Raw genomic sequence first — 23,280 nt, 5'->3', positions numbered from 1 at the left:
TACTTTTTTTATTCGAAACAAAAGTAAAATGAAAAACTTTTTTATTGCTTAAGAACTCCTTAAGATACGCTTATGAGAACCTTAAAACAACAGTCGTTCCCAAGTTTTCTTGACTTGAAATATGAAGAGAAATTTGGAGTAAAGTACACAGCCTTTTTACAATAGACAATCCGAGACCGATGCCTTTTATTTCGTTGTGTTCATTGGGCTTTGAACGGTAAAATTGATCGAAAATTTTATCCAAATCTTCCGCCGGAATTCCTATGCCGGAATCGATAATTTGACAAGTGATTTTGTCTTTTATCCGAGAAATAGTAATGTTTAAAGGGGTATTTTCTTTGGAATATTTCAGCGCATTTGAAATCAAATTATCAATGATAATAGACACTAAATAATCATCTTTTTGGATGTAAAATTCCGATTCAAAATTAGTAATAACTTGCATTTTCTTGGTCAAAATAGTATTCGAATGCCTAGAAATAGCGTCCAAAATAATTCCGTTCAAGAAGAGCTTTTCGATTTTTAAACTTTGCTTTTGGTTTTCAAATCGAGCCAACAAGAGCAATTGATCTACTAAATGATTCAAACGATTTACCTCGGAGATGCAAAAAGTAATTTTATTGGTATATTCTTCTTGATTTCTGGGCTTTCTAATCAAGACTTCCAGCGTTCCTTTGATAACCGTAAGTGGCGTTCGCAGCTCATGAGAAGCGTCTGATGTGAACTGTTTTTCGCGTTCTATGGTACTTTCTATTCGGTGCAATAACTCATTTATGGTTTGAGAAAGTATAAAAAGCTCGTCCTGATTTTGTGGCAACGGAATTCGAGAAGTAAGATTGTCCTTGGTAATACTATTTGAAGTAGCGATTATCGCACTAATGGGTTTGATGCTTCTCCCCGCAATTAATCGAGCAATTACAAAAAGAATTAACAATATTAATGGATACGCAATGATTAGTATTCGAGACAAATTATGAAGTACCATTGTTGCATCTTCAAGAGACATAGCAATAAGCAAATAGCCTTTTTTTGCTCCGTCTTGAAACAAAGGAACTTGAATTTGTCGAATGGATTTATGAACTAATTGCGTGTCAAATAATTCATTGTCTCTCATTTTAGAATGAAACGTTAGGGACTGAATTTTTAGATTTGGAGATTTCTCGGCAATAGCACCGTTTTTATCATAAAACTGAACAAAAACGGGATTTACAGCAACCGAATTGTGCTCTCTTTCGCGCCATTCGTCATTATGTATGAGCCCGATGTGGTTGCTTTTGATTTCAATTTCGGTCAAATGCTTGTCTACTTCAATCTGAATATCGTTGTTGATATGGTCGTAAACGCTAAATTTAACGATTGAATAAATCGCAAAGAAAACTACAAAAATCAATAATGCAGTGGTGATAATGTAATAAAAAGCAATTCTATTTTTGAAAGAAAGTGGTTTCATGGGCTTTACTCATTTGCAATATATCCTACGCCACGAATGGTTTTGATGTAATCTTCTTCGATTTTTAAATTCAGTTTTTTGCGGATTGCATTTATAAAAACATCGATTACACCTGTGTCATAATCAAAATGAATGTCCCAAACATCCTCAATAATTTGGGTTCGGGTACATACTTTGCCTTTGTTTTTGACTAAATACAAGAGTAATTGAAACTCGCGTTGCGTTAGGTTAATTTCTTGTGCATTGACCCAAACTTGATGCTGTAAAATATCGATTGTTATGGCACCAAGCGTTACTATTTCGGGCTCTTTTAGGTTTCTAAAATGAATTTTTATACGTTCCAAAAGCTCTTCAAAACTAAACGGTTTTTTGATATAATCATTGGCACCTGCTTTCAATCCTTCGATGGTTTCTTGAAGGGTATCTTTGGCCGTCAAAAAAAGAATTGGCGTTTCACTATCCTTTAATCGAATCGCTTTACACAAGGCTAACCCAGTCATTTTGGGCAGCATCCAGTCCAATAAAATAAGGTCAAATTTAGTGTTTTGAAGAAGTTCAAATCCTTTTAAGCCATCAGTTGCACTTGTTATTTCATAGCCTTCTTCTTCCAAACCTTGTTGTAAAAATTGAATAATTCCAGCTTCGTCTTCTACTATTAAAATGTGCATGTATTGGGTATTAAAATTCAAATGTAACGAATACCAACTTAAGTTGTAATTTGGTTTTAATTATTAAATAAAATTAAAAGCAAATTTAGAATAAAATACAAATTCAGGGTTTGACAAGATTATTTCTTAAGGTAACTTTAAGAATTGAATTATTTAAAAAAAACGCACGCAAAGAGAATTCAATTCTTCAAGCGTGCGTTCTATAAAAGTGAACTATCGAAAATTAATTCAAATGATACATCTACAATTTATTATAAACCGTATTGAAATAAGACGTTTTTGTATACGTTTTTGGACTTCCGCTCGCATAAGCTTGAAATTGTGGCGAAATCATATTCATTCCTATTCCGTCACCTGCCCAAGCCCAACCTATAATAGTCCAACCTTTGGTTTTGGCATAGTCAACAATTCCTGACCAATCCGCTCCTGAACCACCAATACTACCAAACTCACCCAAGATACAAGCTCTTCCTGATGAAGCCAAATCATCTAAATCAGAAGTATTCATATAACGCCCTTTGGCTTGATTGTAAGCACCTGGATAAATGTGAGCCGAAAGGATAATTCCAGTATCCGTTATTTTAGTTTGTCCTGTGGCACATCCTTTTACAGCACAAGCCGCAGTCGCCGTTTCTTGACCCCAACCCGGAATATCAATAATAATACTCCCGCTATAAACAGTACGAACTTGAGCAATAGCGGCGTTGTAAGCTGTTGCATATGCTGCAGCAGTAATATTGTGGCTTCCCCATTCGTTCATTAAATTAACAATAAAACCACCGCCTAATGAGTTATAATTATTTTTCCACCATGTTCCAGCTGCCAAAAGTTCAGCGGCACTATCAGAACCCAAAACCGATGATTTATGGTAAGTTACAATTACTTGAAAACCATTCGATTTTGCTTCCGAAATCCAACGTTTTGCATTGGTTTCCTGACCTGGTTCTACCTCTATCCGTACGGATTTGATGTTTGCATTTTGCTTCATTAATGTCCATCCTAAATCACAATTACCGTTGTTGTAATAAGACGGTTGCAAGTTTACACCGTTACCAATGGCACCTATCGAGGAGGCCGTTTTTGCAGTAATCGAGGTTTTTGTTTTTACTACAGCAACCGTTGTTGGAGCAGAATCGGATTGGTCACAACTGACAAAAAGTAAGGAACTAAAAAAAATAAAAAAAGCACTTGTAGTTTGCACTTTTTTGGAAAAAAAAGAAATTGTTTTCATAAGTAAATAAAGTTTGGTTGTTTAAAGTTTCTCAACTATTAAGAAATCTTCCTTGCAAAAATTCAACAATAAAAACAATAATTATGATGTTATTTTGTCATTTAATAATCATATTTTGATAAAAATAAACGGTTAAAAAAACACAATATGTATTTTATAGGTTAAAAAAATGAATTAAACCTAATATACAAGCCGTCTCAATATGTTATTCACCTCTGTTAAAAATGGGCTTTAAATACATTTTAGAACCAAAAATTAAAAAATTTTGAATGCTTTAAATTACTTATTTTTGTAAAAAAATATACGCTATGTCTTTTCTCAAAAAAATTTCTCCTTTTTATAATCTAGCCCTTTTTTACCTAATTGTAAGCTTCGTTTTGCGACTCGTTTTGATTTTTCATCCTATAACCCAAGCTTCTTTTGTATTTATAGACTCCTTAAAAATTTTTACTTTAGGATTGGTTTCTGACTTTTTTGTTTTTGTAGTGGCGAGTTTCTTTTTGTGGCTCTATCTTATTTTTATATCCAATTCAAAATATTTTAAACCTTATGGTTACATCATTTTTGGGGTATTAGTAGCATTGCTTTTGTATGTTGCTTTTGGAAATACTATCCTTCATGAATATGGTGGTGCTTTGCCAAAAATTGGAATGATTTTTATAGGAATCAAAACACTTTTGTTTGGTTTATTGCTTTTTTTACCCAAATACCGAAACCAAATTCGATTCTGGTTGTTCTCTTTTGTGATTTTCCTGTACGCCGTTTTGATTTTGCAAAACGGAATTAGCGAATACTTTTTTTGGAACGAATTTGGCGTAAAATACAACTTTATAGCCGTTAATTACCTAATTTATACCAATGAAGTTATTGGCAACATCATGGAATCGTATCCTGTGATTCCAATATTTACAGCCTTGTTTGTAGTAGCTGCAGGGATTACTTTTTTAATTGTAAAAAAATCAAAAAACTACATCCAAAATATTCCTTCGTTTGAAGAAAAATTAAAAATTTCTGGGATTTATTTGGCTTTATTGGGACTTTCTTTATTTGCAATTCCTTTTTTGGCAACCAAAGAAAATTCTCAAAATATTTTTTCTAATGAATTGCAATCCAATGGAATGTATAAATTTTATTTGGCTTTTGTAAATAGCGAATTGGACTATTTTAAGTTCTATAAAACCATGCCCGAAAAACAAGCTTATGCATTATTGAAAAACCAAATTCCAACTATTTCAGGCGAAAACACGCTTCGAAACATTCAAAGTACCGCAGCAGAAAATCATAAAAATGTGGTGCTGATAACGATAGAAAGTTACAGTGCCGATTTTATGAAAATGTATGGAAACGAACAAAATATCACGCCCTTTTTAGATAGTTTGGCAACAAAAAGTTTGCTTTTTACCAATTTATATGCCGTTGGAAATAGAACGGTTCGTGGTCTTGAAGCCGTAACATTGTGCTTTCCTCCCACTGCTGGCGAAAGTGTTGTAAAAAGAAAAGATAATAAAAACAAATTCTCAACCGGAAGTGTTTTTGCTAAAAAAGGCTACAACGTGAAATTCCTTTATGGTGGTGATGCTTTTTTTGACAATATGGAAGATTTCTTTTCAGGAAATGGTTACGGAATTGTAGATAAAAAAGCATTTACTCCAGAAGAAGTTACTTTTGCTAACGTTTGGGGCGTTTGTGACGAAGATATGGCCAACAAAGCCATTACCGTTATGAATACCGAAGCAAAAACAGGGAACCCCTTCTTTAATCATTGGATGACAGTGAGTAATCATCGTCCTTTTACTTATCCTAACAACACAATTGATATTCCTGGAGATGCTAAATCCCGAGATGGTGGTGTAAAATATACTGATTATGCGTTGCGAAAATTCTTTGCTATGGCAAGTAAACAAAATTGGTATGCCAATACTGTTTTTGTAATTTTAGCTGATCATTGTGCTTCTAGTGCAGGAAAAACAGAGCTTCCCGTAGATAAATATCACATTCCAGCCATGATATATAGTCCTGGTTTTATTGAACCCAAAACATATACCAATGTCATGTCGCAAATAGACATTATGCCTACTTTATTTGGATTATTACACTTCAATTATCAAAGTAAATTTTATGGTCAGGACGTATTGCAACCGGATTATAAACCAAGAGCTTTAATTGCAACATATCAAGATTTAGGATTAATAAAAGATAACGTTCTAACTATTATTTCGCCAAAACAAAAGGTAAAGCAGTTTCAATTAACACTAAAATCAAACCAAAAAGTAGCCAAAGATTTTCAAATTTATTACGATCAAGTTCCCTTAACAAAAGAAAGAACTGATTTAGTAAACGAAACCATTTCCTATTATCAAACGGCTTCGGATGTATTGAAGAAAAAGAAATACCAAAAAATAAAGTAACAAAAAAAAGCCTGTGAGACTATATTCACAGGCTTTTTTATTAAGTTTTACTTCGAAAATGGTAATTTGCAAAAACTAGACTAAATTCAAAAATTTGCATTTATTAAATGCATCAAAAATCTTTTTCACTTTCAAGACCAAAAAGAATTCCTTTATTCCAAAGTTTAAGGTCTTGTTTTAAACTTTTCTTGTTGCGATTGGTGTATTCACGAGTATCTAAATCATCCAAATTGGGTTTTCCCGCATTTACCCAAGCCGTGTACCAATAACTAGAAGTGGCAATAATGGCTTTTCGCATTTGATTTTCGACCATTCCGTTGAGTGCCGTATGCAGTTGGGTCGCATACGCATCGGAGAAAATCATGTCGTTAAATTTATTTTTTGCAATGTTTCCTTTTGCATCCATTTGAAAAATGGCGGTCACGGGTTGCGAAGTCCTTAATACTTTATCTGCTTCTAAAAGCGGTGTTACCAAGCGGTGTGTATCAGCAATCATTGCCCAAGTTGTGGCGTCAATATCCTGAATATAATGCGCCTCCTCGGTATGAAAATTATAATTTTTACCAAACAGTTCTGGAAGACGAGATTCCCACAAGGAATGAATTCCTTTTTGATCCGTTAATTGCCCGTCATGATTCACCGAGGTGTGCAGAGGCATGTGCGCATCCCCAATATAATGTCCCAAATCCCCTGCAAGAAACAGGATTTCAGTTTTGCGTTTTTCTTTAAATGCCTTGGTTAATTTGGTCATTACTTCTTGAATATACCAAGGTAAAATCCCATTGCTTGACAAGAATTTCTCGTCATATTTTTTCTTTACATCTTCAAAATTATGCGGAACAGAATCCAAATTTCCAAAATTTTCCATATCTATGTAATGACGAGGATTTTCGGATTTGTCTTTCAAAGTATATTTTCTCAAATCTGGAACTGTCGATTCCTGCGTCATAAAATCGATATGATTGTAAAAAAAAGTTTGCAATGGCTTGGGAAGCGCCATAACTGCTGCTTTATTGATGTGTTCATGTCCAAAAATGCCCCATGACAAAATAAAAAAAGCAAGACCAATTACTAAAAAAGCGGTAGCTGCTGGTTTCAATTTAAGATTTTTCATTATATTTATTTTTTTGTACTGCAAATGTATTTTTTTTAAATATAATTCAGTCAAAACGGCTTTAAGATTATGTTAATTTAACAAATTAAATAAAAATGTTCCGACATCAAGGCAAAAACAGAACTTTTATCCACAATATGCGCTTGGCAACCGTCTTGTCATTCGTAGCTGGAATGGTAAATGTCACGGGAGTTTTGGCTATAAAAACGTTAACAACAAATGTGACGGGGCATTTTGCCTATTTTGCCGAAGAGGTGATGAAAAACAATTACATGGCGGCGACAACCTTTTTTGTATTGACACTTTTCTTTTTAGCTGGTGCTTTTACGTCTAATTTTTTATCCGAAATGGTATCCGAAAAAAATCAAGAACGCTCCCATGTGCTTCCTATTGCGCTAGAAATTCTAGTCTTGTTTGGAGTAGGTTGGTTGGGATCGGCATCAAATATCGAAACAATCCAAGGACGAACAATAGGTTTTTCGATGTTATTTGCCATGGGAATTCAAAATGCTTTGGTAACAAAAATTTCTCAATCAACCGTTCGAACAACGCATCTAACTGGTCTTTTTACTGATTTAGGAATCGAATTATCGCAATTATTTTTTTACAAAAAACCAGACGAAAACAAGAAATTAAAAACTAGTATTTACTTGCGATTATCCATAATTAGCTTCTTTTTTATGGGTTGTTTTTTAGGGGGTTTCCTGTACCGATTCCTAGCCATGAAAACACTATTTGTAGCCGTTATTTTTCTCTTAATAGCTTTATTATACGATTATATTCGGTTGCAATTTCAGGTATTTAAAAGGAAAAAATTTAATTCCTAAACCGATTGCTAGTATTGCATAAAAACCAAATTTGTAATAATGGCTAAAAAACAGGTAAAAAAAATCGAATAGGATTAAACCATTGCCTATTTTTAGCATCTAAAATTGCAATTAATCATCCTTAACATTGTATTTATTATGACCAAAAAAAGCAAACTCAACACCAACATGCGTATTTACCACCGTTATCTAGGTTTTTTTCTAGCAGGAATTATGGCTGTTTATGCTATAAGTGGCTTGCTCTTAATTTTTAGAGAATCCGATTTTTTAAAATCAGAAAGACAAATCGAAAAAACACTACCGCCAGATTTTAAAATTGAGGATTTAGGAAAAGCATTGCACCTGCGTGATCTTAAAATCGAAAAAGAAGAAAATGGAATTAGCTATTTCAAACAAGGCACCTTCAATAAAAAAACGGGTGTTGCTCAATATACTTCAAAAGAGTTGCCATTTATACTCGAAAAAATGACAAAGTTGCACAAATCATCAACCAAAGATCCTTTGTTTTTCTTGAATGTCTTCTTTGGATTATCGCTGTTATTTTTTGTAATTTCTTCTTTTTGGATGTTTTTACCCAAAACTCAAATTTTCAAACGAGGCATGTATTTTGCTTTAGGCGGTATTATTCTAACGCTGATTTTGATTTTTATATAATATCTTTTTTTATAAAAAAACCGCAACTCTACCTATTTATGACCTCAAAAAAGGAGCTGTAATAGGGTAAATTTGCGGTGTTTTTTTGGACTAAAAAAACACCCTACATCAAATACAATACTAACAAAAGCGTAGCAATAGCAATACTTGCCCACAATAAAACACCTTGCAACAAAGGTTTTAAGCCTACAGCAAACAAAACCGTGCGATGCAATCCCGCTCCTATCAAAAACAAAGTAACCGTTAATCCAATTTTTGCAACAGCAACAAGATAAGTAGCCACAAGTGCCGTTTGCGGAACGTAGGTATTGAGCACCATTGCCACAATGAAAAACCCAATGAAATACGGAATTTTTATGGTGTTCGATTTATTTTTAAAAACAACTGCGGTAACTAACGCCACAGGAATAATCCATAAAGCCCTAGCTAATTTGACAGTAGTGGCAATTTGCAATGCCTCAATGCCATATTTACTTGCAGCTCCAACAACGGAACTCGTGTCATGAATGGCAATAGCGCACCAAAAACCAAATTGTTTTTGAGATAAATTCAAAAGATGACCAATAGCTGGAAATAAAAACAACGCCACCGAATTCAATATAAAAATAACCCCCAACGCAACCGAAGTTTGTTTCTCATCGGATTTGATTACTGGAGCAATGGCAGCAATAGCGCTACCGCCACAAATTGCAGTACCACAGGAAATTAGATGTGCTACTTTCTTGTCAATTCCCATCCATTTCCCTAAAAAATAGCCTAAAAACAAGGTGCTTATTATTGAAATAATGGTAAATAGAAAGCCTTCTTTCCCAGCCAAAACAGCACTGTGTACATTCATCCCAAAACCCAATCCTACCACCGAAACTTGCAGTAAAATAGTGGTGGCTTTGTGATTGAGGTGCAAATACGGATGTCCCGTTAAGTTAGCAACAATTGCTCCTAAAAACAAGGCTAATGGCGGTGTAATCCAACCCGAACAACAAAGTAGCAAGAGTATAAAAAAGACAATTTTTCTTGATTTTTCGCTAATTTGCAACACATGAAAGGACGGTTTGTCGTTTAATTTAGCTTTTTTTGACACCATTTGATGCAGTTTAATTGGAGTTACTTTTTATTAAAATCAAATTTCGGGTACCTAAAAATCGCTACAATAATCCATTGTATTTTCGAATAAACCATTCCGTCGAAAGCAATCCTGCGAGTAAAATAAGCAACCAAACCCAATCAATCAAAGGCGATTTGGTTATTTTATTTTTTTGAATGGCTTTGTATTCCTCGTTTTCCAAAAGCGATTTGATAAGAGCATCTACTTGATTTGGATAATACACTGCGCCTTTGGTTTGTGCTGCTAGTTGCGTAAGTTTGTCAACATCAGGATTTACAAATTGCTTTTCGATATAAAAATCAAGGATTTCAAAATGGCTAGAATAAGTAGTTTTTGAGTTTAATTCCTTTACCGAAAACGCATAATTCCCGGCTGAAAAACCATCTAAATTCACCGTAAACGAATTGGTTGCTTTTAGTAAATCGTAGTTTTTAGTTTGCTTGGTTTTAGTATTTGTGACGGCGATTGTCAAACGGGCTTTGTCGTCAAACTCATAATTTTTATTGAAATAATGTGCCGAAATGACAATAGCTTCGCCTGCATTATAAAAACTTTCGTGATCCACAACCAACGCTTTTTTTGCATCATTAGAAGCTAAAAACTGCATCATTTTGTCTATAAAAACATCATATTTATCAAATGATTGCTGGTCGATATGACTTTGCAAACGCCATTTCCAGGTGTTTTCGCCAAACAAAAAAGCCGAACGTTTTCCTTGATTTTCTGCAAAAGCAACCAAAGGATTTCCTGTAACCATGTTTCTAATTTTTGACGAAAGCAATACCGAAACATTCCCCGAAGCTGTAATCGTTCCGTAGGGATTTTGCAAGGGCGGAAAATTTTCGAAACCAATATTATCCGTAGCAAAGAGATTAAATTGCTCATTAAATTGAGCTACATAATCTTCCTTTTCAGTACTCATTCTAAAATTAAAAAAAGGTTGTTGGTTGTTCAAAAAATTAAAATCGGTATTGTTTCCCGTGATGATAAACGTATTAATTCCTGCCGTTTTATTGGCATCAAAAACTGTTTTGAAAGTAGCCGTTGGTTGGTACAAAATCAAAACAGAATAATCCTGTAATGCTTTAACATCTTGAGGTTTACTAATAGTTACTTTACGTTGCGCATTAGTTACTATGGCACGTTTCAAAGCACTAATATCAGGGTGATTTATAGCCGAAATTAAAGCAATATTTGTTTTTTGATCCAGCACTTCTACGGCAAAATTCTTGGTGTTATTAAAGGTGTTTTTCTCTTTGTGACTGCTTGTAATAGAGGCTTTAAAAAGATTCAAACCAATTGTATTAGCAGGCAATAGCACGTTTACAGTTGCCGTTTTTGTAGCAGGCAAAAAAGAAATACGCTGTTTGTTTACCACCGAATTTCCTTGTGAAATACTAAAATCAGCTGTGATTGATTTAGTACCAGAATAGTTCAAGAAGACTTCTACCGGAAATTTATTTTTATGAAAAGCGTATTTATTGACGTTTAATTGGCTGATTTTTAAATCCAAAAATTGAGTCGTATCACCCAAAATTATGGGATATATTTTATTGGTGGTTTCAAACCCAAAAACATAATCATTTCCGGAAGTTTGATTCCCATCCGTAAGTAGTATTGTTGGGAATACTGTATTTTTATACAAGCTTTTTAAACTTTTGGCAACGGCATCAAGATTGGTTTGTATTCCTTTATAATCAAATTGATCTGTGGCTTCTAATTCGGTGTCAAAACGATAGGATTGTACTTCAAATTTATCTTGAATGGCAGCATTTGAAGCTATTTTTTGATAAATTGAAGTCGCTTTTTCTTTGGCCTTCAAAAAAGGAATAGAACTCGAATTATCAACTATTAAAGCCAAGGGTGTTTTTACAATTTCAAGTGAACTCCGAGTAATTATAGGATTTATAAGCAAAACTAATAATCCAAAAAGCGTAAAAAAACGTAAAAAAGCCAAAAGCAAGGTCACATTTGACTTGGTTTTGGCTTTGTAAAAATAGTAAAAATAAGACAAACCAATTGCTATTAATAAAGAAAGCAATAGTAATAGCATTGTGTTTGTGTCCATTTATTCTTTTGATTGAAATATTAAAAGATTAAAAGATTAAAAAATTTCAACAATCTTTAAATCTTTCAATCATCAAATCATTAAATTATTAAGTAAGCATTCCGCCGCACACATTCATGACTTGTCCAGTTACGTAAGCACTCATATCCGAAGCAAAGAAAAGACAGGCATTGGCAACATCCTCCGTCGTTCCGCCACGTTTTAAAGGGATTCCGTCTCTCCAACCTTTGACAACATCTTCATTCAACTTGGCAGTCATTTCGGTTTCTATAAATCCAGGTGCAATGACATTGCAACGAATATTTCGAGATCCCAACTCAAGCGCAACTGATTTTGAGAATCCAATTACACCTGCTTTTGAGGCAGCATAATTCGTTTGACCCGCATTGCCCTTCACTCCTACCACAGAACTCATATTGATAATAGAACCCGCACGCTTTTTCAAAAATGTTTTCTGAATGGCTTTGGTCATATTAAAAACCGATTTTAAATTGACATCAATTACTTGGTCAAAATCGGTTTCGGACATGCGCATCAACAAATTATCCTTGGTAATTCCGGCGTTATTGATTAAAATATCCACCGTTCCAAATTCAGCCAAAACCGCATCAACAAAGCTTTGCGCTTCATTAAAATTGGCTGCATTAGATTGGTATCCTTTGGCTTTAATACCCATAGCGTTCAATTCATTTTCTAAAGCCAAAGCCGATTCTACAGATGAACTATACGTAAACGCCACATTAGCACCGTGATTAGCAAAAACTTGGGCAATTCCTCTCCCTATTCCGCGGCTTGCGCCAGTAATTATAGCTACTTTTCCTTCGAGTAATTTCATATTCTAAAATTAGTGTGATTATTTTTTGTGTTACAAATATAGATTATTTAAGCGTTTTATAAAATTTGTGCTATAAAAAAAGCCTTACCGAAGTAAAGCTTTTAAAATTTTGAAACTACAATTTTAATTATCATAGTATGAGTGATGCCGATACGCTTAATTTTTGCCCTATTTCTTTTAGAGCAATGGCTAATGTTTCTAATTCATTTAAACAAAAAAAAATGCCCAACGATACCGTGGACATTTTAATTATTTTTAGGATGTATAGTTTAAAAAGCTACATTCCATCTTGGTAACTTCCCATTTTCGTCCAAGAAATTCTGTAACACTTGTCCTTCTACAAAAGTTGGGATTCCTTTAGTTTTTTCGTTGAAGGTTTCGTACCAAACCACTTCTAATCTTGAAATGTTTTCTAATTTCATTTGTGCTGGCCAAGAATATTTACGTCCTGTTTTTGCAAATTGGTGCCCGTTTACAATTTTGTCTTGTAAACCGCCATTTTTAATTTTCAAAGTACCGTCATTTTGAACCGTTCCAGTAGATCCAACCATGATTAACTCTTTTTCTTCGGCTACTGCATAGACAAGAAAAACGCCACATCCTTGAGAAGCATTAGAAACTTCTTCTAAACTATCGTCCGTTGTAAATGTAAATTGATTGGTAACTTTGAATTTTTTTAACTCTTTATACATATTATTTTATTTTAATTGGAAACAATTGCATTAAAAAACGACTCTCAAAACCAGCGAGAGTAGTAGCAATTATTTGTTTATAAATGATTTATTGCTAGAATCGCTGAAAAAACAACCCTATTTAATAAAGTGCAAATGTATTTCTTTAATTTAGTTAATACTAAAAAAGCCTCACAAAATGTGAGGCTCTTTGAAATCTTATGCTGTAACAGTTTTAACCTAAAACTTCTTTTACTTTTTTACCAATTTCTGCTGGAGAATCTACAACGTGAATTCCACATTCTCTCATAATTTGTTTTTTGGCTTCGGCTGTATCGTCTGAACCGCCTACAATTGCACCAGCATGACCCATTGTACGTCCCGGAGGAGCCGTAACTCCTGCAATAAAACCAACTACTGGTTTACGATTTCCATCGGCTTTGATCCAATGTGCAGCATCGGCTTCAAGTTGACCACCTATTTCCCCAATCATAACAATACATTCGGTTTCAGGGTCATTCATCAACAATTCAACGGCTTCTTTTGTAGTGGTTCCAATGATTGGATCTCCACCAATTCCAATTGCTGTTGTAATCCCTAATCCTTGTTTTACTACTTGATCAGCAGCTTCATAGGTTAATGTTCCTGATTTAGAAACAATACCTACCGTACCTTTCTTGAAAACAAAACCTGGCATAATACCTACTTTGGCTTCGCCTGGAGTAATAATTCCAGGGCAGTTTGGTCCAATTAATCTAGCATTTCTCTCTTTTACATAACTATTTGCTTTGATCATATCGGCTACAGGAATTCCTTCTGTAATAGCAATAATTACTTTGATTCCAGCATCGGCAGCTTCCATGATAGCATCGGCAGCAAAAGCGGGTGGAACAAATATAATAGTGGTGTCAGCTCCTGCAGTTTCAACAGCATCTTTTACCGTATTAAAAACCGGTAAATCTAAATGGGTTGTCCCTCCTTTTCCTGGAGTTACACCACCTACAACATTGGTACCGTATTCGATCATTTGAGAGGCGTGGAATGTTCCTTCGCTTCCTGTAAATCCTTGAACAATTATTTTGGAATCTTTATTAACTAAAACACTCATGATATAATTTTTATGTAGTTTTTTTTAAATAGTGATGCAAAAGTATAAAATAGTAAGCATTTATACGTAGATGCCATCTAGTTTTTTATAACTTATTTTAGGATAATTGGCTCATTTGATAGCCCCGAAATAATTTATTGTCTTTTATTTCCCAAATTGTTATAAAATGCGCCAATAGCATTTCTTCTCTAGGGTTTTCTATTGTTTTTACAAAATGTGAATACCGTACTGAAACCAAATTATTGTCTTCGAGAATATGACTAATTCTAACTTTTGAACGCACATAAGCTTTACTCAACTCCTGAGATAAATCTAGTAGAGAAGCATAATTCATTTGAATAAATCCTTTGCTACTATTCCAATCTAGCATAATTTCGGGATGCAAAAATTCTTTGATAACTTCGCTATCAATAAGGGCATCCGATTTATAAAATTTTTGAACAATTTCTTTAGCAGACATAATTATTTTAATTTATTTAAAATTTCTGGTATTTTCTTGATGTTGGCCAATTGTTTTAATTTTTCTCTGGATTCTTCTATAGGTGTGCCAAAATAGGATTTCCCTCCCTCTACCGATTTAGTAACGCCTGTTTGCCCCATAATTACGGCTTTTGTGCCTATAGTGATGCCGCTTGTAGTACCCACTTGTCCCCAAATAGTAACTTCGTCCTCAATGATTACACAGCCTGCAATACCCGTTTGAGAAGCAATCAAACATTTTTTTCCAATCACCGTATCATGACCAACATGTACTTGATTGTCGATTTTAGTGCCTTCGCCAATAATGGTATCTCCCGTAACGCCTTTGTCAATGGTACACAAAGCACCAATTCCCACGTTATTAGCAATAACAACTCTTCCGCCTGAAAGCAATTGATCGTAACCATCAGGTCGTTTTTTATAATAAAAAGCATCGGCACCTAGAACGGTTCCGGCATGAATTATTACATTATCGCCTATGATGGTGTTGTCATAAATGGCAACATTAGCGTGTATCAGGCAGTTTTTTCCTATGACAACATGATTACCAACAAAAGCATTAGGCTGAATTACAGTACCCTCACCAATTTTGGCAGAAGCCGGAATCGATACACTCGATTGCTCAAATGGTTTGAAATGTTTAGTCAGTGTATTAAAATCTCTAAAAGGATCCTCCGAAATCAACAAGGCTTTTCCCTCTGGACAAGCCACTTTTTTGTTAATTAAAACAATTGTTGCTGCAGATTGAAGTGCTTTATCGTAATATTTGGGATGGTCTACAAATACGATATCGCCAGCGGTTACAACATGAATTTCGTTCATGCCAAAAACCTCAAAATACGGATCGCCTACAAACTCGCAACGAAGCAAATTTGCAATTTCTTGTAAAGAATATACTTTTGGGAATTTCATTTAGGTAAAAATTGTTTTTTTAGCGACTCTTCAGGCAACATTTTTTGGTTTAGTTCCGCTTTCGCAAAAGAGGTACATGACTATTTCATTGAAAAAATTACACTTTAACGCGCTCCATATAAGAACCCGACGCCGTATCAATTTTAATTTTATCGCCTTCATTAATAAACAACGGAACATTTACTGTGGCTCCCGTTTCAACCGTTGCTGATTTAGTAGCATTTGTAGCCGTATTTCCTTTAATACCCGGTTCAGCATAAGTCACCTCAAGTATTACCGATGCTGGCATATCTACTGATAATGGCAAATCAGTTTCGGTATTAATACTTACCATTACGCTTTCGCCTTCTTTCAATAAATCAGGGGAGTCAAGAATGTTTTTGTTCAAAGAGATTTGCTCAAACGATTCTACATTCATAAAATGATACAAATCTCCTTCTGGATATAAAAACTGAAATTTATGATTCTCCACGCGCACTTCTTCAATTTTATGACCTGCCGAAAAAGTATTGTCTAACACTTTACCGTTACTCAAACTTCTTAATTTTGTTCGAACAAAAGCGGGGCCTTTTCCTGGTTTTACGTGCAAGAATTCTATTATTTTGTAAATATCATTATTGTACTTGATACACAATCCGTTTTTAATATCTGATGTAGATGCCATTTTTTTATTTTAAGATTTAAGAATTTAGATTTTAGATTCTAAAAAAGAACCTAATTCTCTTTAATTTATTTATGTACTATTTTTTTTATATTGTTTGATGCCAATGCATTACCTGTTTTGAAATCAGAAATCTCAATTCTAAAACTAATAATTGCCAGAATATCCCTTCATGACACCTCGAGAAGAATTTCTAATAAAATCGATGATTTCATCTCGTTCTGGTGTTGCTTCCATTTCGGCTTCGATGATGCCTAAAGCTTGGGTTACATTGTAATTTTTTTGGTATAAAATTCGGTAAATGTCTTGAATTTCTTTTATTTTTTCAGTGGTAAAACCTCTTCGGCGCAAGCCTACGGAATTGATTCCTACGTAGGACAACGGTTCTTTGGCTGCTTTGGTAAACGGAGGAACATCTTTACGAACTAAAGAACCTCCAGAAACCATGGCATGATCGCCAATATGAATAAATTGATGAATAGCTGCTAAACCACCAATTACGGCATAATTACCCACAATTACGTGCCCTGCGAGCGCAACACCATTGACTATTATAGCATTATCTCCAATATGACAATCGTGTGCAATGTGCGCCGTTGCCATGACCAAAACATTGTTACCAAGTTTAGTTTGCCCCGAGGCAATTGTCCCTCTATTGATGGTTACGCATTCGCGAATGGTGCAATTATCCCCAATTATTGCTAATGAATCTTCGCCGCCAAATTTCAAATCTTGTGGTACTGCAGAAATTACTGCACCAGGGAAAATATTACAATTTTTACCTATTCGAGCACCTTCCATAATAGTCACGTTAGAACCTATCCAAGTTCCATCGCCAATTACAACATTGTTATGAATAGTTGTAAAAGGTTCTATTACAACATTTTTGGCGATTTTTGCGCCGGGATGAACGTATGCTAATGGTTGATTCATATATTTTTATTGGTTTATGGTTTGTTGTTTGTTGTTTATTGTTGCCAGCAACTATAAACTATAAACTATAAACTTTTTATTATTGCTTTCTTGCAATTTGCGCCATTAATTCGGCTTGTGCTACTAGTTTTCCGTTGGCATAAGCATTCGCTTGCATGTGACAAATTCCTCTACGTATAGGAGTTATCAAATCGCATTTGAAAATTAAGGTATCGCCAGGTAATACTTTTTGTTTGAATTTTACATTGTCCATTTTCATGAAAAAAGTCAAATAATTCTCTGGATCTGGAACAGTACTCAAAACCAAAACTCCGCCTGTTTGCGCCATGGCTTCTACAATCAAAACACCGGGCATTACGGGAGCTTCTGGAAAATGACCTACAAAAAAGTTTTCGTTCATAGTCACATTTTTCATTCCAACCACATGACTTTCGGACATTTCTATAATTCGATCTATCAATAAAAACGGTGGGCGGTGCGGGAGTACATTCATAATTTTATGAATGTCCATCAACGGTTCTTGGTGCAAATCATACGTAGGAACATAATTGCGTTGTTCGTTTTTTATGATTTTAGACATTTTTTTGGCAAATTGAGTGTTCACATAATGTCCGGGCTTATTGGCGATAATTTTTCCTTGAATTCTAGTTCCTATCAATGATAAATCGCCTATTACGTCTAGTAATTTATGTCTGGCCGCTTCGTTAGGATAATGCAAAGTAAGATTGTCTAATATCCCGTTTGGTTTTACTGTAATCTCCTCTTTACCAAAAGCTTTCTTTAAATGTTCCATTGTTGTTGACGAAATATCTTTGTCAACATACACAATAGCATTGTTTAAATCGCCACCTTTTATCAAACCATTTTCTAACAAGGATTCTAATTCATGTAAAAAGCTAAAGGTTCTAGAATCCGAAATTTCAGCTTTAAAATCCCCAATGCATTTCATGGTGGCGTTTTGAGTTCCTAAAATTTTAGTACCAAAATCGACCATTGCAGTAACACAATATTGATCGTGTGGCATAACAATAATTTCGCTTCCTGTAGTTTCATCTACATACGAAATTACTTCTTTGACCACATACACATTTCGAGTAGCTTCTTGTTCTAAAACACCTACAGCATCAATTGCTTCTACAAAAAATTTAGAAGAACCGTCCATAATTGGCAATTCGGACGAGTCTAATTCAATAATAATGTTGTCTAAATCACAACCCATAAGTGCTGCTAGAACATGTTCTGGGGTTTGAATTTTGACTCCAAGTTTTTCTAAATTAGTCCCTCTTTGTGTATTTACTACATAATTCGCATCGGCCTCAATTACTGGTTTTCCTTCTAAATCTACTCTTACAAACGTAAATCCATTATTGATTGGTGCGGGTTTAAAAGTCATGGTGACTTCTTTACCAGTATGCAATCCAACTCCTGTTAGAGAAATTTCCGTTTTGATGGTCTTTTGTTTAACCATTATTTCCATTTTTTTGGTTTATTATTTGTTTTTTTAACTCTTCTAGTTCTGCAACAATTTTCGGCAAATTTTTAAAATGAACATACGATTTACTAAAATCATTGTATCCAAATGTTGGACTTCCTTGCAAAACCTCGTCATCTTTAATGTTTTTTCCCACGCCAGACTGCGCTTGAATCCTAACGTTGTCGCCTATGGCTAAATGTCCCGCAATGCCTACTTGCCCACCAATCATACCATTCTTGCCAATTTTGGTAGAGCCTGCAACTCCAGTTTGAGCAGCAATCACGGTATTCTCGCCAATTTCTACATTATGTGCAATTTGAATTTGGTTGTCTAATTTTACTCCTTGTCTAATAATGGTAGAACCCATTGTGGCTCTATCAATAGTAGTATTGGCACCAATATCTACATTATCTTCTAAAATAACATTTCCTATTTGAGGAATCTTGGTGTAGGTTCCGTCAGGATTTGGAGCAAAACCAAAACCATCTGCGCCAATTACTGCTCCTGAATGAATCACGCAGTTGTTGCCTATGATACAATCCGAATATACTTTTGCACCCGCAAAAATAACAACATTATCGCCAATTGCAACATTATCGCCAATAAAACAATTGGGATAAATTTTGACATTATTGCCCAATACCACTGCATTGCCTACATAACTAAAACTTCCTAAATATAAATTAGCTCCGTATTGTGTGCTTGCTGGCAAAACTGAAGGCTGTTCAATACCATTTTTTTCGTTTTTGGATTGGTCATAATATTGTAACAATTTAGTAAACGAAGCATACGCATCAGCAACTTTTATCAAAGTTGTTGTGAGAGGCGCTTCGGCTTCAAAGCTGGAATTTACAATTGTTATAGAGGCTTTTGTACTGTATATATAAGGAGTGTATTTGGGATTTGACAAAAAAGCTATGGCTCCTTCTGTTGCTTCTTCAATTTTAGAAAAACGACCTACTTGAGCATTAGGATCTCCTACTACTTCGCCTTCTAATACTGCTGCAATTTGTTCTGCTGTGAATTTCATAACGACAAAAATAAAAAAAATAGATTTTAAATGGTGCTTTTATAGCAGTTGTTTTGGAAAACAGATATAATATTTAGTTACCAATCGCGATAATGATTTTAAATTTAATTGATCGGACACATCAACAACATCTTCGATTGTTTTGTCTTTTTTTAGAATGCGTATGGGTTCCGCAATTTTACTGTAGGCTTGGCTTTTTATTTTTCCTTTAAAAATAAAATAACCTGCATCAGTCACCGAAATACTTGGATGAAGCGCAATGAATTGTTCTTTTAAGGGCAATAATGCTTCTGTTGGAACTTTATCGCTGCTTAATTTTATTTTCAACAAATCCCTATTAATAATCATCTTGCTCAAAGCAGAAAGGATATAATCGTCCTCTTTTTGCCACGCTTTCAAGGCACTAATGATGTCAAAATCGTCAAGTTGCGAAAAGAAATCTAATGTTTTAAAGTCAAAAGTATCCAGCGTAATTTTATTTTTCATAAAAAAAAGCAACCCTTCGCTACACGGCAAATCAATGCCTTTTTGAGTTAATTCTTTGGCGCGTTTTAGGATTTTTGTCAAAATCAACTCGGCTACCAAACTGGTTTTATGCAAATATACTTGCCAATACATGAGGCGTCTTGACATCAAAAATTTTTCGACGGAGTAAATTCCTTTTTCTTCAATTACGAGGACATCCTCCACAACATTCATCATTTGAATGATTCGTTCGGAATTGACGTTCCCCTCCGATACGCCCGAATAAAAACTATCACGTTTTAAATAATCCATTCGATCCATATCCAACTGACTTGAAATCAATTGCAACATAAATTTCCGATGGTACTCGCCCTTAAAAACCTGAATCGCCAGGGTCAATTGTCCTTTGAACTCGGTGTTGAGCTGCTCCATAAACAATAACGAAATGGCTTCATGATGCACATCCTCGACTATGCTACTTTCCATAGCGTGCGAAAAAGGCCCGTGACCTATATCGTGCAAAAGAATGGCAATATAAAGTGCGTTTTCTTCTTCAGGATTGATTGAAACGCCTTTGAAACGCAAAACATCAACCGCTTTTTGCATAATATGCATGCATCCCAAAGCGTGATGAAAACGAGTGTGATTGGCTCCTGGATAGACCAAATAGGACAATCCCATTTGAGAAATTCGGCGCAGTCGCTGAAAATATGGATGCTGAATTAAATCATAAATTAAAGCGTTTGGAATGGTAATAAATCCATAGATAGGATCATTAAATATTTTTAGCTTATTGATTTGAGTCACAATAGTTTTTTTTGGTCAACAAATATAAGGAAAATTACCTTTAAAACAGAGTTGGTTGCTGTTCCTTTTTGAACCCAAAATCCAAGGTGATTATGAGATTTAAAGACCTAAAAAAAGGAGCTTTTTACAGCTCCTTACTTGGTTTACAATTTTCTAATCCAAATGTTTCGAAATTGGTTTTTGCAATCATGATCTTGTAAGGCAATAACATCCTCACCATGAGCTTCGGGATAATTATGCAAACCTATATATAAGGTCAACCCATTTATAGTGGCATTGTTTTGTACCAAGATACCATTCAAAAAAACAGTAATTCGTGCCGGCGCATCAATACTACCATCGGTTTTGAAACGTGGAGCGGTATAAACCACATCGTACGTATTCCATTCCAAGGGGGTTTTTATGGCGTTGACCAATGGCGGATGATCCTTATAAATACTTCCTGCTTGCCCATTGGCATAGGTTCTATTGTTATAAGAATCTAACACTTGAAGTTCGTAACGGTTTTGAAAAAAAACACCGCTATTCCCACGCCATTGTCCACCATCCAAAACCACATCAGGCGCACTCCACTCGAGATGCAATTGACAATCGCCAAACTTCATTTTGGTTTGAATGGCACCAGTTCCAGGCAATACTTCCATGTATTGGTTATTAATTATTTTCCAGCCGGCGGGTTTTGTAATGTCTTTTTGGCTCACCCATTGGTCTAAATTTTTTCCATCAAATAGAACAATAGCATCCGAGGGCGCCTCGGCATTGCTCTTGGCGGGAGTAACTACTTTTACTTCTGGTTCCCATATTTCGGTCATTTCAGGTTTCATAGCCATGGGAGAAACTACTGGTGGTGTGTTTACATAGTCGTGTTGCGCCACAACAACTGATACTGAAAATAAAGCTAAACTTAAAAAACAAACATTCATTCTTTTAGATTTCATAATTTAAAAAATAGTTAAAATGGATAATACCGCTAAATTTAGTCTAAAATCCTTGAATTTCGCAACTACAATACGAATAAAATTTTAACGTAATAAAATATCTATTCCTATATAATTACCACTAAAATTATACATATCGTTTTTTTTGATAAAATAATACTGCTAAATGATTAAAAAACACCACAATAAAGCTCTTTTTAACTATAATTTTATAATTCAATTTTAAACTTAAAAAAATGAAAACAAAATTACTTAAATCACCTTTTTTCGCATTTACGGCTTTCATAATGGTGCTCCTATTTACAACCAATGTCAATGCGCAAACTTTAACTATTACTGCTGTTCCAGATCCAGGTATTGCAGGATCAGCCGCTAATTTTAGCTTTAATTACACTTCTAGCCTGGCAACTGCTTTGTATGCAGAATTAAGAATTGCAGATTGGGATGGAACAACTTTGTCCCAAAACTACGCAAATGGTTATTATGTTGCAGGTGGCTTTTCGGATCCTTTGGCAGTAGCCGCAACCGAAACTACAGGCACAGCGCAATTTAACATTCCTGGAAACGTAATGATTCCACTACCCTCAAACAAAAAATATTGCTGGGTATTTAAACTTACTGGAGGTGTAAATAATTATAATGATGTTGGTCCAGGGGCTTCAACATATACCGTTAGAGAGGCTATGATTTCCGCATCATCAGTAGCTGTTGATGCTATTTCTTTTCCAAGCACACCAGTAGCTACCGTTATGGCTAATAGTACCCAAACTATCAGCATTCAATACACTTTATCAGCTCCAAGAGATTTAAAAATTGGACTGACTGAATATGATGCTTCGGGAAATTATGTTACTAGCGGCCCTGCAACCTATCTTAATGATGTTCCAGCAACCACAACAACTCCAGTTGTTATGAACGTTGACGTTATTGTTCCAAATGATGTTAAATTAACTAGTGCATTAGATGCTGGACATTATTATAAATGGGAATATTCCTATTCTGACGCAACGTCTGGGGCGTATTTGGGTGGGGTTTACACCACAGATCAAGCAACAATAATTGGATCTTTGAAAACATCGGATTTTGAAAAGCAAAAATTAAATTTCTTAAACCAAAATCCAGTTGGAGATCGCTTACTAATCAATAGCAATGTTGATTTTAAATTCGCTACAATTTATGACATGTCAGGAAAAAAAGTTATCAAAATTACCAAAGCTTCCGAAAGTACTGATGTTTCTAGCTTGAAAAAAGGAGTTTACGTAATCGTTACGGATACTGGAATCAAAACAAAATTTGTTAAAAAATAAAAAAAATTTCTTTACCTAAAAGCCAGATAAACACCCGTTTATCTGGCTTTTTTATTTTACTTTAATAAACGCAAAATACTAAAAATCAAAACTATATAAAACCTTGAAATAGAAAACTTAATTTTATACTATTT

21 protein-coding genes are annotated in these 23,280 nt (G+C 34.7%); 4 read left to right on the top strand and 17 right to left on the bottom strand.

Annotated elements, in window-relative coordinates:
* Positions 1–70: 70 nt before the first annotated feature.
* The 3 genes from FNW21_RS00645 to FNW21_RS00635 all read right to left on the bottom strand — a co-directional run bounded on the left by FNW21_RS00645 (position 71) and on the right by FNW21_RS00635 (position 3,349).
* The gene (locus FNW21_RS00645; protein ID WP_144254795.1) at positions 71–1,450 is read right to left on the bottom strand and encodes a sensor histidine kinase; all 1,380 of its coding nucleotides are present in this window, start codon (positions 1,448–1,450) and stop codon (positions 71–73) included.
* 5 nt (positions 1,451–1,455) lie between these two features.
* Positions 1,456–2,118, bottom strand: coding sequence for a response regulator transcription factor (locus FNW21_RS00640; protein ID WP_144254794.1), 663 nt, complete (start codon positions 2,116–2,118; stop codon positions 1,456–1,458).
* A gap of 241 nt (positions 2,119–2,359) precedes the next feature.
* The gene (locus tag FNW21_RS00635) at positions 2,360–3,349 is read right to left on the bottom strand and encodes a glycoside hydrolase (protein WP_185963856.1); all 990 of its coding nucleotides are present in this window, start codon (positions 3,347–3,349) and stop codon (positions 2,360–2,362) included.
* A gap of 308 nt (positions 3,350–3,657) precedes the next feature.
* On the opposite strand from FNW21_RS00635, the gene FNW21_RS00630 reads away from it, so the two are divergent.
* On the top strand, positions 3,658–5,757 hold the full coding sequence (locus FNW21_RS00630; protein WP_144254793.1) for an LTA synthase family protein: 2,100 nt from the start codon (positions 3,658–3,660) through the stop codon (positions 5,755–5,757).
* 112 nt (positions 5,758–5,869) lie between these two features.
* On the opposite strand, the gene FNW21_RS00625 is transcribed toward FNW21_RS00630, so the two are convergent.
* Positions 5,870–6,871 carry a zinc dependent phospholipase C family protein gene (locus tag FNW21_RS00625; RefSeq protein ID WP_144254792.1) on the bottom strand — a complete coding sequence of 334 codons (1,002 nt, stop codon included), beginning with the start codon at positions 6,869–6,871 and terminating at the stop codon, positions 5,870–5,872.
* 95 nt (positions 6,872–6,966) lie between these two features.
* On the opposite strand from FNW21_RS00625, the gene FNW21_RS00620 reads away from it, so the two are divergent.
* Positions 6,967–7,698: a YoaK family protein gene (locus FNW21_RS00620; RefSeq protein ID WP_144254791.1), complete on the top strand. Its 732-nt coding sequence runs from the start codon at positions 6,967–6,969 to the stop codon at positions 7,696–7,698.
* Between the two features lie 138 nt (positions 7,699–7,836).
* A complete protein-coding gene (locus FNW21_RS00615) occupies positions 7,837–8,352 on the top strand; it encodes a hypothetical protein (protein WP_144254790.1) in 516 nt (171 codons plus the stop codon).
* A 103-nt stretch (positions 8,353–8,455) separates the two neighbouring features.
* Here the strand turns inward: FNW21_RS00615 and FNW21_RS00610 are convergent, their stop codons facing one another.
* The 13 genes from FNW21_RS00610 to FNW21_RS00550 all read right to left on the bottom strand — a co-directional run bounded on the left by FNW21_RS00610 (position 8,456) and on the right by FNW21_RS00550 (position 21,839).
* Complete coding sequence (locus FNW21_RS00610) at positions 8,456–9,436, bottom strand: YeiH family protein (protein WP_144254789.1); 981 nt, start codon at positions 9,434–9,436, stop codon at positions 8,456–8,458.
* A gap of 61 nt (positions 9,437–9,497) precedes the next feature.
* Positions 9,498–11,525 carry a hypothetical protein gene (locus FNW21_RS00605; RefSeq protein WP_144254788.1) on the bottom strand — a complete coding sequence of 676 codons (2,028 nt, stop codon included), beginning with the start codon at positions 11,523–11,525 and terminating at the stop codon, positions 9,498–9,500.
* 88 nt (positions 11,526–11,613) lie between these two features.
* Positions 11,614–12,360 carry a 3-oxoacyl-[acyl-carrier-protein] reductase gene (fabG, locus tag FNW21_RS00600; RefSeq protein WP_144254787.1) on the bottom strand — a complete coding sequence of 249 codons (747 nt, stop codon included), beginning with the start codon at positions 12,358–12,360 and terminating at the stop codon, positions 11,614–11,616.
* A gap of 269 nt (positions 12,361–12,629) precedes the next feature.
* Positions 12,630–13,052 (bottom strand): hypothetical protein, encoded by a 423-nt coding sequence (locus tag FNW21_RS00595; RefSeq protein ID WP_144254786.1) that lies wholly within the window; start codon positions 13,050–13,052, stop codon positions 12,630–12,632.
* 214 nt (positions 13,053–13,266) lie between these two features.
* Positions 13,267–14,139, bottom strand: a complete 873-nt coding sequence (gene sucD, locus FNW21_RS00590) for a succinate--CoA ligase subunit alpha (RefSeq protein ID WP_144254785.1) — start codon at positions 14,137–14,139, stop codon at positions 13,267–13,269.
* Between the two features lie 97 nt (positions 14,140–14,236).
* Entirely contained in the window at positions 14,237–14,599 is a 363-nt protein-coding gene (locus FNW21_RS00585; protein WP_144254784.1) for a nuclear transport factor 2 family protein, read from the bottom strand.
* A 2-nt stretch (positions 14,600–14,601) separates the two neighbouring features.
* Positions 14,602–15,531 carry a UDP-3-O-(3-hydroxymyristoyl)glucosamine N-acyltransferase gene (locus tag FNW21_RS00580; RefSeq protein WP_144254783.1) on the bottom strand — a complete coding sequence of 310 codons (930 nt, stop codon included), beginning with the start codon at positions 15,529–15,531 and terminating at the stop codon, positions 14,602–14,604.
* A gap of 97 nt (positions 15,532–15,628) precedes the next feature.
* Entirely contained in the window at positions 15,629–16,195 is a 567-nt protein-coding gene (efp, locus tag FNW21_RS00575; RefSeq protein WP_144254782.1) for an elongation factor P, read from the bottom strand.
* 144 nt (positions 16,196–16,339) lie between these two features.
* Positions 16,340–17,125, bottom strand: a complete 786-nt coding sequence (gene lpxA / locus FNW21_RS00570) for an acyl-ACP--UDP-N-acetylglucosamine O-acyltransferase (protein WP_144254781.1) — start codon at positions 17,123–17,125, stop codon at positions 16,340–16,342.
* Positions 17,126–17,204: 79 nt separating this feature from the next.
* Entirely contained in the window at positions 17,205–18,593 is a 1,389-nt protein-coding gene (locus FNW21_RS00565) for a bifunctional UDP-3-O-[3-hydroxymyristoyl] N-acetylglucosamine deacetylase/3-hydroxyacyl-ACP dehydratase (RefSeq protein ID WP_144254780.1), read from the bottom strand.
* The gene (gene lpxD / locus FNW21_RS00560; protein ID WP_144254779.1) at positions 18,586–19,629 is read right to left on the bottom strand and encodes a UDP-3-O-(3-hydroxymyristoyl)glucosamine N-acyltransferase; all 1,044 of its coding nucleotides are present in this window, start codon (positions 19,627–19,629) and stop codon (positions 18,586–18,588) included. The genes FNW21_RS00565 and lpxD overlap by 8 nt, the downstream gene beginning before the upstream one ends.
* A gap of 39 nt (positions 19,630–19,668) precedes the next feature.
* Positions 19,669–20,901, bottom strand: coding sequence for an HD domain-containing protein (locus FNW21_RS00555; RefSeq protein WP_144254778.1), 1,233 nt, complete (start codon positions 20,899–20,901; stop codon positions 19,669–19,671).
* Positions 20,902–21,044: 143 nt separating this feature from the next.
* Positions 21,045–21,839: a 3-keto-disaccharide hydrolase gene (locus tag FNW21_RS00550; protein ID WP_144254777.1), complete on the bottom strand. Its 795-nt coding sequence runs from the start codon at positions 21,837–21,839 to the stop codon at positions 21,045–21,047.
* Positions 21,840–22,075: 236 nt separating this feature from the next.
* Between FNW21_RS00550 and FNW21_RS00545 the strand changes: the two genes are divergently transcribed.
* Positions 22,076–23,146: a T9SS type A sorting domain-containing protein gene (locus tag FNW21_RS00545; RefSeq protein ID WP_144254776.1), complete on the top strand. Its 1,071-nt coding sequence runs from the start codon at positions 22,076–22,078 to the stop codon at positions 23,144–23,146.
* Positions 23,147–23,280: the final 134 nt, after the last annotated feature.

The sequence above is a fragment of the Flavobacterium restrictum genome (assembly GCF_007097245.1).
GTDB classification, from domain to species: Bacteria; Bacteroidota; Bacteroidia; order Flavobacteriales; family Flavobacteriaceae; genus Flavobacterium; species Flavobacterium restrictum.
Note: the sequence above shows the minus strand (reverse complement) of the source record. Positions and strands in the feature narration are given on the sequence as shown.

What these genes read in the sequence shown, in the direction of transcription:
- FNW21_RS00645 (WP_144254795.1), bottom strand. Translation starts at nt 1,450, where the DNA reads ATGAAACCACTTTCTTTCAAAAATAGAATTGCTTTTTATTACATTATC.
- FNW21_RS00640 (WP_144254794.1), bottom strand. Translation starts at nt 2,118, where the DNA reads ATGCACATTTTAATAGTAGAAGACGAAGCTGGAATTATTCAATTTTTA.
- FNW21_RS00635 (WP_185963856.1), bottom strand. Translation starts at nt 3,349, where the DNA reads ATGAAAACAATTTCTTTTTTTTCCAAAAAAGTGCAAACTACAAGTGCT.
- FNW21_RS00630 (WP_144254793.1), top strand. Translation starts at nt 3,658, where the DNA reads ATGTCTTTTCTCAAAAAAATTTCTCCTTTTTATAATCTAGCCCTTTTT.
- FNW21_RS00625 (WP_144254792.1), bottom strand. Translation starts at nt 6,871, where the DNA reads ATGAAAAATCTTAAATTGAAACCAGCAGCTACCGCTTTTTTAGTAATT.
- FNW21_RS00620 (WP_144254791.1), top strand. Translation starts at nt 6,967, where the DNA reads ATGTTCCGACATCAAGGCAAAAACAGAACTTTTATCCACAATATGCGC.
- FNW21_RS00615 (WP_144254790.1), top strand. Translation starts at nt 7,837, where the DNA reads ATGACCAAAAAAAGCAAACTCAACACCAACATGCGTATTTACCACCGT.
- FNW21_RS00610 (WP_144254789.1), bottom strand. Translation starts at nt 9,436, where the DNA reads ATGGTGTCAAAAAAAGCTAAATTAAACGACAAACCGTCCTTTCATGTG.
- FNW21_RS00605 (WP_144254788.1), bottom strand. Translation starts at nt 11,525, where the DNA reads ATGGACACAAACACAATGCTATTACTATTGCTTTCTTTATTAATAGCA.
- fabG (WP_144254787.1), bottom strand. Translation starts at nt 12,360, where the DNA reads ATGAAATTACTCGAAGGAAAAGTAGCTATAATTACTGGCGCAAGCCGC.
- FNW21_RS00595 (WP_144254786.1), bottom strand. Translation starts at nt 13,052, where the DNA reads ATGTATAAAGAGTTAAAAAAATTCAAAGTTACCAATCAATTTACATTT.
- sucD (WP_144254785.1), bottom strand. Translation starts at nt 14,139, where the DNA reads ATGAGTGTTTTAGTTAATAAAGATTCCAAAATAATTGTTCAAGGATTT.
- FNW21_RS00585 (WP_144254784.1), bottom strand. Translation starts at nt 14,599, where the DNA reads ATGTCTGCTAAAGAAATTGTTCAAAAATTTTATAAATCGGATGCCCTT.
- FNW21_RS00580 (WP_144254783.1), bottom strand. Translation starts at nt 15,531, where the DNA reads ATGAAATTCCCAAAAGTATATTCTTTACAAGAAATTGCAAATTTGCTT.
- efp (WP_144254782.1), bottom strand. Translation starts at nt 16,195, where the DNA reads ATGGCATCTACATCAGATATTAAAAACGGATTGTGTATCAAGTACAAT.
- lpxA (WP_144254781.1), bottom strand. Translation starts at nt 17,125, where the DNA reads ATGAATCAACCATTAGCATACGTTCATCCCGGCGCAAAAATCGCCAAA.
- FNW21_RS00565 (WP_144254780.1), bottom strand. Translation starts at nt 18,593, where the DNA reads ATGGTTAAACAAAAGACCATCAAAACGGAAATTTCTCTAACAGGAGTT.
- lpxD (WP_144254779.1), bottom strand. Translation starts at nt 19,629, where the DNA reads ATGAAATTCACAGCAGAACAAATTGCAGCAGTATTAGAAGGCGAAGTA.
- FNW21_RS00550 (WP_144254777.1), bottom strand. Translation starts at nt 21,839, where the DNA reads ATGAAATCTAAAAGAATGAATGTTTGTTTTTTAAGTTTAGCTTTATTT.
- FNW21_RS00545 (WP_144254776.1), top strand. Translation starts at nt 22,076, where the DNA reads ATGAAAACAAAATTACTTAAATCACCTTTTTTCGCATTTACGGCTTTC.